The 7397-nt window shown below is 59.8% G+C and carries 9 protein-coding genes and 2 pseudogenes; 6 read left to right on the top strand and 5 right to left on the bottom strand.

What is annotated here, in order from left to right:
- Nucleotides 1-232: pseudogene (locus tag AWB68_RS41015) on the bottom strand (hypothetical protein); the annotation flags it as partial.
- Entirely contained in the window at nt 202-681 is a 480-nt protein-coding gene (locus AWB68_RS41010; protein ID WP_087649879.1) for a hypothetical protein, read from the bottom strand. The gene AWB68_RS41010 and the pseudogene AWB68_RS41015, both read right to left, overlap by 31 nt.
- Nucleotides 682-707: 26 nt before the next feature.
- Here AWB68_RS41010 and AWB68_RS41005 point away from each other — a divergent pair, with 26 nt between their 5' ends.
- The 6 genes from AWB68_RS41005 to AWB68_RS40975 all read left to right on the top strand — a co-directional run bounded on the left by AWB68_RS41005 (nt 708) and on the right by AWB68_RS40975 (nt 4952).
- The gene (locus tag AWB68_RS41005; RefSeq protein ID WP_235028789.1) at nt 708-1394 is read left to right on the top strand and encodes an MFS transporter; all 687 of its coding nucleotides are present in this window, start codon (nt 708-710) and stop codon (nt 1392-1394) included.
- A 182-nt stretch (nt 1395-1576) separates the two neighbouring features.
- The gene (locus AWB68_RS51760) at nt 1577-1909 is read left to right on the top strand and encodes a hypothetical protein (RefSeq protein ID WP_087649877.1); all 333 of its coding nucleotides are present in this window, start codon (nt 1577-1579) and stop codon (nt 1907-1909) included.
- A 358-nt stretch (nt 1910-2267) separates the two neighbouring features.
- A complete protein-coding gene (locus tag AWB68_RS40995) occupies nt 2268-2462 on the top strand; it encodes a BON domain-containing protein (RefSeq protein WP_087649876.1) in 195 nt (64 codons plus the stop codon).
- Between the two features lie 931 nt (nt 2463-3393).
- Nucleotides 3394-3669, top strand: coding sequence for an HU family DNA-binding protein (locus AWB68_RS40990; protein WP_087649875.1), 276 nt, complete (start codon nt 3394-3396; stop codon nt 3667-3669).
- Nucleotides 3670-4143: 474 nt separating this feature from the next.
- Nucleotides 4144-4410 carry a YlcI/YnfO family protein gene (locus tag AWB68_RS40980; RefSeq protein ID WP_087649873.1) on the top strand — a complete coding sequence of 89 codons (267 nt, stop codon included), beginning with the start codon at nt 4144-4146 and terminating at the stop codon, nt 4408-4410.
- Between the two features lie 293 nt (nt 4411-4703).
- Nucleotides 4704-4952, top strand: a complete 249-nt coding sequence (locus AWB68_RS40975) for a class II aldolase/adducin head domain-containing protein (RefSeq protein ID WP_445344366.1) — start codon at nt 4704-4706, stop codon at nt 4950-4952.
- Between the two features lie 362 nt (nt 4953-5314).
- On the opposite strand, the pseudogene AWB68_RS51755 reads toward AWB68_RS40975, so the two are convergent.
- The 3 genes and pseudogenes from AWB68_RS51755 to AWB68_RS40955 all read right to left on the bottom strand — a co-directional run.
- Nucleotides 5315-5561, bottom strand: a pseudogene (locus AWB68_RS51755) (maleylacetate reductase); the annotation flags it as partial.
- 36 nt (nt 5562-5597) lie between these two features.
- Nucleotides 5598-6632, bottom strand: coding sequence for an L-idonate 5-dehydrogenase (locus AWB68_RS40960; RefSeq protein WP_087649870.1), 1035 nt, complete (start codon nt 6630-6632; stop codon nt 5598-5600).
- A gap of 133 nt (nt 6633-6765) precedes the next feature.
- A partial coding sequence (locus AWB68_RS40955; RefSeq protein WP_143282022.1) for an NAD(P)(+) transhydrogenase (Re/Si-specific) subunit beta occupies nt 6766-7397 on the bottom strand: 632 nt, incomplete at its 5' end.

Genomic DNA, 7397 nt, shown 5'->3' with positions numbered 1-7397 from the left:
CCAGCCGTTTGCGCAGCAGCCGATCAATCTTGCGCTCATCCAGCCCATCGCAGATTCGCTGCAGCGCCTTGGGGTCTCCGCACGAGAGGATGCCGTTGTCGAGCGCCTCGAAACCGATGCCGCGCTTGCGCAATTGGCACCTGGCGTTTTCGTTGCCGTTGATACACAGCTTGGCGTTGTACGAAAAGTAGGAACAGAACTTCAGGAAGAACGGGCCGAAGTCGTCGTCCACGCAGTAGAAGTAGAGTGGTTCACCATCGCGCTGCCCTCGACCACCCACGGATAGTTCATACCGGTGCGTGCACAACGGCGCCGTTCGGTGCGCACCACGCGCGCCTTCTCCTGGGCGCGGCCGACGTACAGAATCCCTTCGTCGGCGTCGAACCGCTGCAGATACTGCTGGGTGATGTCGTCCTTGCGCTGGTGCTTGCCGAAGCTCATCAGATCCACACCTTGCTCGGCGACAAACCTCTCGATGTTGGCCACGAAGGCCTCGGTCTTGGGCGCCACCGTGGCGGTCGAGGCGAAGCGCTGACCGAGATGCCCACGCAGGTACCACACCATGCCGCCTACGCGCTGCAACTGCGGCGCATACACGTTCAGGTACATCCGGTCGATGAACTCGCTCTCGAGCACGACGTGAGCGCGCAGAACTTCGCACACACTCTGCAATAACGTCATGAGTGGCTCCGGTCGTCCACGGGTCCTTGGACGAAGCCCGGGCAGCCATCGCACGCCTGAGCCGCGGCCGTACGATCATCCCGGCGCGGCAGCGGCTGCACGTAGACAGCGTGACGCGCGGTGCGTGGCGAGAGCTGCTGAAGGGACCGGCCCTGCGCATTACGGTCCTGCAGATTGCGATCAACTTCACCTTTGCGTGGGGCTACTGGGGTCTACAGACGTGGCTGCCGACGCTTCTGCAGCAGCGCGGTCTCAGCTTGCCGCAAAGCTACAGTTTCATCGCCATTTCAGCACTGTGCATGTTCCCCGGCTACATGGTCGCCTCCTACCTGACGGGCAAGCTCGGGCGCAAGAAGGTGATGGTCACGTTCGTTGGCCTGTCGGCCGTGGCGGGTTACGGCTTCGCCAATGCGCAGACGATCGACATGCTCCATTTCTGCAACTTCGCGCTCGCATTCTTCAGTCTCGGCGCATGGGGTGTCTGGGACACATGGATCGCAGAACTGTACTCGACGCGTCTGCGAACGATCGGCTACAGCTGGGCAGCATTGGCGCAGCGACTCGCCAACATTGCAGCGCCGACCATCATCGGCATGTTGGTCGCGCAAGGGACGTCGTTCAACGTGACCACCACGTTCATCAACCTGTTCCTTGTGGCTACTGTCCTGCTCGCGCTTTTCGTTCCAGAGACGGAAGGGAAGGATCTGGACTAACCCGTCGTTCTGTCGTGACGCGATCCCGGCTGCAATCCAGCTTCATCGAAGGATGCGGCCGGCGATGTGTGGCGAGTTCAGGCTACTGGATCGGAATCACTCATCGGTGCATGCGTGTTCGCCCCATTTCAGAGACGCATGAAGAAGGCAAACAGTGGATCGAGAACAGTTAAAAACAGACGGTGGGCGCAATAGTCGACGGTGTGCTGCGCGCACGCATTCGCAGCGCGAACGACCGCGTTCGGCGGACCCCGCATTGGGTGATGAGGCAGGCGTTGCTCGCCCATGGAGAAAAGATCGAATCGGGTAACCGGGTGGTATTCGCCGGGGAATGCGGCAAGGACCGGTTGAACGCGCTGCCTGACGAGCTGAAACCTCATGTCCAGGTGCAGATCGACAGCGCAATCCTCGACGCCCTGTTGTATGAGGGTGACGGCGACCACCTGAAGATATTAACGGCACAGGTAACAAATCGACCTGGCCCCCTGGCATCGATTCAGAGAGTGCTCCGATAAGGGCGTTCTCGATGAGGATTGCGGACAGCACCGGTGACTATTCGACCGATCGACTCGTGATCGGGATGTCGGTGAGCGTGAACACCGCGGCTGTCGGCGGGAACGCGGACCTATTGTCGATCGGACAGGCTGGAGGCCGCCGCGTTGCGGGCGGCGAGCAGAGTAGCGTTACTTGTTGATAACAGAAAAGCCCCCATTCAACGATTGGAGAAGATTTCATGCGTAGCACCAAGATTCATTTAGCAACAGGCGCTTTGATCCTGGCGGTGGGAACCTGCGTACATGCACAAGGCGGCGGTATGCCGATCTCGCCAGAGCAGGCGTCAGCAGTGATAGCGGCAAAAGCAAGGACAAAGAGATGGCCGCCGCAGCGCTTTCTGCGATCAAGGGGGCGGGGGTCGACGTTTCGAAGGTCAAGGCGAGCGCCCACAACGGTGTCGTCACTCTCAAGGGTTCAGTATCGACCGATAGCCAGGTGCAAGCCGCTGCGACCGCGGTGAAGAGCGGATCAGGCGTGGTTACGGTGAAGAACAAGTTGCGTGTGAGGAACTAAACACGACGACACAAATATTGTGGCATGCACGATTGCATGGTCATTCCTTTGAGAGGCGACCGTGCAGCAAGCTGGAATTTGCAGTGCGGAAATCATGCACACGGCGATTCGGCTGAAAACCGAGCGGAGTGAGGAGTCGCGAGAGCCCGCGCGTCGGCAGGCTCTCGGCCGACTTTAGAATTGGGTCTCGAACCAGGGAGACCAAGGCCTCAATCCGGACGGGAAGAGCAAGCACGGCGTTGGGGCCTAGGATAAAAAAGAATGGATCGGCGACCACTTTTGCCGCACAAACGAGCGGGGCGGATCGAGCACTGCGGGACTTCGGAGATCCGGCGTCGGTCTTTTCGACATTATCCCGCGTATGTCTAGAATTGCCGATCTCCAGGATCCGAAGCGGCGTGCAGCCACATAGAGGCAACATATGCGCGGGTGGGGAGAGCGCCAAGTTCCCGCGTTGTTCGCGGGGACGGGGCGCCTCATGACCATTCCCGACAAGCAACGAAGTAGGAGCCGTCCCTCGATCGCCCGCTTTGGCTGTAAGCTTTACGCCCCCTGTGGACTAGGCCGTTACGATGCTTTCGTTGTACTTCTCGCGGAAAATCCATCGCCGAATTCAGGCTTGCTCAGCCGCGTTAAAAGTCGCCGGCGAATTCCTGATTCGATGAGAGCATTTCGCGTTTCGCCTGGCCCAGGTCTGAACTGCGATTCGACAGACCGCTAAGTCAAGCGTGTCCTGCGGAACTTAGACAAGTATAGACACGCAACCGCATCACAAGTCGTTCGGTCAAGCCAGTCCCAATATCGATCATCAAAAGTACAAGAATCCAGGGGCCGAACGAACGCTGGCCGTTTGCGCGACGGCGAGCGGTCCGGTAAGGTAGCGGGCCTCAGGCCGTTTCTGGCTCGGCCGAACGACATGAGGACCAGTGGAATGAACAAGCAGGAACTGATAGACGCGGTCGCATCGGACGCCGGCATCAGCAAGAGCGCGGCAGCCGATACCATAGACGCGGTGCTGAACACCGTGTCCAAAGCCGTCGCTGGCGGCGACAGTGTTCAGTTGATCGGCTTCGGCACGTTCTCCACGGGCGACCGGTCCGCGCGTACGGGCCGCAATCCGCAGACGGGCGAGACAATCGAGATTGCCGCCGCCAAAACGGTGAAGTTCACCGCCGGCAAGGCGTTCAAGGACGCCGTGAATCAGTAAGCCCGCGGGATCGGCAAGGCGGGCGGGCTAGAAAAGCTGGCCATCGAGCGGGAGCAGGGGAATCCACTTGACAGCGGTGCGGCGCTCCCGGCCATCGGCGTGAATCGAGCGAATCATCACGCGCTCTCCGCGTGCTTCGCCGAGTACTTCGGCGACGCGGTCTCGATAGCGCAAAAGTGTGCCCCGTATTGGCTTACGCTTGATGTGACGGCGAGCGGGGGAGAGAAGCATAGACGCAATGGAAAGGATGCGGCGACGCTACTATGCCTTCGCCACTCAAATCCGTCGCTTTAGTGTAGGAAACTCACGGGCTCGGGGCCGAGGCGTCTTCGCCCGGATAGGTATTCGTCCGGGCCAGTCCACTATGCAGAGGTAAGCACTCGACAAAAAAGTGTCGGTGCAGGTGAACAATGGCGAATGCGGTGCACAAGCACGTCCGTTCAAGCTGTTTCAAAACGCTAACAGGAGAATTCGGTGAAAAGGACCGCGGAAAACAAGCTGAAGGTCGTCGCGGTACGGGTCGATCCGCAGATCGAGCAAAGGTTGCGACTCCTGGCTGAAGTAACGGGACGCAAGCAGTCATTCTTCTTGCAGCAGATGATCGAGAGCGGCATCGGCGCGATGGAAAATACGTGGTTGCCGCAGGATGTTCTCTCGCAAGTCCGGAGCGGCAGATTGCAGTCGAGGCAACAGGCGAACGACGCGACTTCAGACCTCTTTGGCGACTTATGGCAACGTTAACCCGAGAGAATTCTTAACGAAACACAGACGGCGCAATGGATGGGCATTGGCACGACGCGCGGGCCGTCTGTGCTTCGTTAGGAATTCTTTGAGCTAAGTCGCTCCGCAGACAGCGGGCTATGGGTATTGAATCGAAGGGCGGATGCGATGTTCACGACGACAATGTTCGTAGCGTCCGGCCCGCGGGAACACACAGGACAGTCATGGAGCGAGCGACCTGTGAGTTTCGCGTAGCGGTCGCGAATCTCGACGAACGCGAGCGTCTCGTCCGCGATCTCGGTGCGCGGAACGCAATGGTTCTGCGCAATCTCGGCCTGCTTGCGGCAGGCGAGCCTGCTGCGAAAGCGTTCCATGAAATATACATGCTCGAGCGCGCCTGCCAGGCGCATATCCAGGCGATGGTCGGCGGCGCGCGCCTGATCGTTCCCGGTGCCGACGTAAGCGGGCGTACCGCGCGACAGTTCGAAATGGATTCGTCGAGCGGGATCATCGAAATTGCGCGAAACGCTGCGTTGCGCCTCATTGAGGATTCTCGCCCGTGATCGAAGGCGATTTTCTGGAGCGGCACACGGTCGGGTCATGTGTCACGGTCTGATCGTGGCCGTGAATTCAGCCGTTCCGTCCGATCACATGCGCGCGGAAATCGCCAGCCCCTTCTGGGAGCCGAGCGATCGGCGCGCTGAGCATTTCTTTGGCTCATTTTTTTATGCAGTGGGATCTGCCAAGAACGCGAGCATCAATAGATCGATGTTTGCGAAGCTTTACCAAAGATGAAGGAAGGCCCTTCGGAGTCGACTTGTAGGAGCAGGCTCCAAACCGCCACAAGCTACTTTGGTAAAGAGACGAAGCCGTTGGTCTGGCGGGTCTGAGTTCACGCAACGATACGCTGGAGGTGCCGGCGATTTGGATCGTAGACGATGGTCGGGCAGAACACGAAGGTCGCGTTCGGTAGTCTTCAACCCGTCTTCCGTAAGGAATAGATCGACGTAACCGCGGAACCGTCATACGTGGCTGGGATGGCAATGATCGGTAAGCTCGATAGCTTTTCCCAGCCCGACCGTGGAGCCTCCGCCTATCGCGACGCCGCAATCAGCACACCGTTCGTGCATGTCCCGCGCACGCCTGGCTGTTTCGATCGGGACATGTATCTGGCTTCGGCGAAGACACCCGCGCTCCACCGATGGAGATCATTTGAAGTCGATCAAGACTTTCATTGCCTTTGTTCGATCGCCTGCTTTCACAAAGGCCTGGACCGAGTCGCGGTACGAAAACACATCCGAAATCAGGGGCTTGACGTCGATCAGGCCTTTGTTGAGCAACTCGACTGCCACCGCGAACTCTTCGTGGAATCGAAAGGCGCCGCGCAGGTCGAATTCCTTCGCTACGATCACGTTCATCGGCAGCGGAGCGTCCCCTCCAAGCCCGACCTGCACAATCACGCCGCGCGGGCGGACCACATCAAGTGCGCCTCGAAGTGCGGCGGCGTTGCCGCTCGCTTCGAAGAGGACATCGAAAGTGCCTTTGCCGGCCTTGAAGGCGTCGAGTGCCGCCGGTGTCTCGGCGACGTTGAACGCCTCGTCCGCACCGACACGTTGCGCGCTTTCGAGGGGCAGGGCGCTGACATCGGTGGCGACGATGTGGGCAGCGCCGGCGCGCCGCGCTGCGGCAACGATCAACGCGCCGATCGGACCGCAACCGGTCACGAGCACGTGCTTTCCGAGCAAGGGGCCAGCGCGGCGCACTGCGTGCAAGGCGACCGAAAGAGGCTCGGCCATGGCGGCTTCGGCGTCGCTAAGCGCGTCAGACACGACGTGTGCCTGTGACCGGTCGATCACCACTTCCTGTCGAAAGGCGCCTTGTACGTGCGGCGTGCGCATGGCGCTGCCGTAATAGCGCATGTCGAGGCAATGGTTTTGCAAACCCTGTTGGCAATACTCGCATTGCCCACATGGGCGGCTTGGACTGATCGCGACGCGTGTTCCGACCGGCATGTCGTTGACAGCGGAGCCTGTCCCGGCCACGACGCCCGCTACCTCATGGCCGAGGACCATCGGTTCCTTGATGCGCACGGTTCCGAACCCGCCGTGGTTGAAGTAGTGCAGGTCCGAGCCGCAGATGCCGCCTGTCCGTACGCGGATGAGCAGTTGGTCAGCTTCCGGTTCAGGGGTCGGGACGTCTTCGATACGAAGATCAAGCGGCGCGTGAATGACTAATGCATGCATGGGTGTCTCCCTTAAAATGGGTTCGAAACATATCGGATACTCCGATGCTAGTCGCGCTGTGGAGCGCCGGCAAAGACCGTTTTGATATGGTCAGATACGTCGAACTTATGGGTATGGCGAGCAAACGTCGATTCTAAGCGGCTTTCATCATGTCCTCGACCACCTTCTTCGCATCGCCAAAAACCATCATCGTCTTGTCCATGTAGAACAACTCGTTGTCGAGACCGGCGTAACCCGCCGCCATCGACCGCTTGTTCACGATGATCGTGCGTGCCTTGTACGCTTCCAGAATCGGCATCCCGGCGATTGGTGAGGTCGGATCGGTCTTGGCCGCCGGATTCACCACGTCGTTCGCGCCGAGCACCAGCACTACGTCGGTCTGGCCGAACTCGCTGTTGATGTCCTCCATCTCGTGGACGAGTTCATACGGCACTTCGGCTTCCGCCAGCAGCACGTTCATGTGCCCCGGCATCCGCCCGGCCACCGGGTGAATCGCGTAGCGCACGTCGATGCCTTTTTCGACCAGCTTGTCGGTCAGTTCCTTCAATGCGTGCTGCGCGCGGGCGACGGCAAGACCGTAACCCGGCACGATCACCACGCTCTCCGCATTGCCGAGCATGAACGCGGCGTCGTCAGCAGAGCCGGATTTGACCGGCCGTTGCTCCGTCGCACCTGCCGCCGCTGCCGAGCCGGCTTCGTTGCCGAAGCCACCGAGCAGCACGTTGAAGAACGACCGATTCATCGCGCGACACATGATGTACGACA

Origin of the sequence: Caballeronia choica, from assembly GCF_001544535.1 — a bacterium.
GTDB classification, from domain to species: Bacteria; Pseudomonadota; Gammaproteobacteria; order Burkholderiales; family Burkholderiaceae; genus Caballeronia; species Caballeronia choica.
The sequence above is the reverse complement of the archived record's forward strand: the minus strand, read 5'-3'. Positions and strand labels throughout refer to the sequence as shown.

Coding starts and splice junctions, on each gene's coding strand:
- AWB68_RS41010 (WP_087649879.1), bottom strand. CDS start 681: ATGACGTTATTGCAGAGTGTGTGCGAAGTTCTGCGCGCTCACGTCGTG.
- AWB68_RS40995 (WP_087649876.1), top strand. CDS start 2,268: ATGGCCGCCGCAGCGCTTTCTGCGATCAAGGGGGCGGGGGTCGACGTT.
- AWB68_RS40990 (WP_087649875.1), top strand. CDS start 3,394: ATGAACAAGCAGGAACTGATAGACGCGGTCGCATCGGACGCCGGCATC.
- AWB68_RS40975 (WP_445344366.1), top strand. CDS start 4,704: ATGGTTCTGCGCAATCTCGGCCTGCTTGCGGCAGGCGAGCCTGCTGCG.
- AWB68_RS40960 (WP_087649870.1), bottom strand. CDS start 6,632: ATGCATGCATTAGTCATTCACGCGCCGCTTGATCTTCGTATCGAAGAC.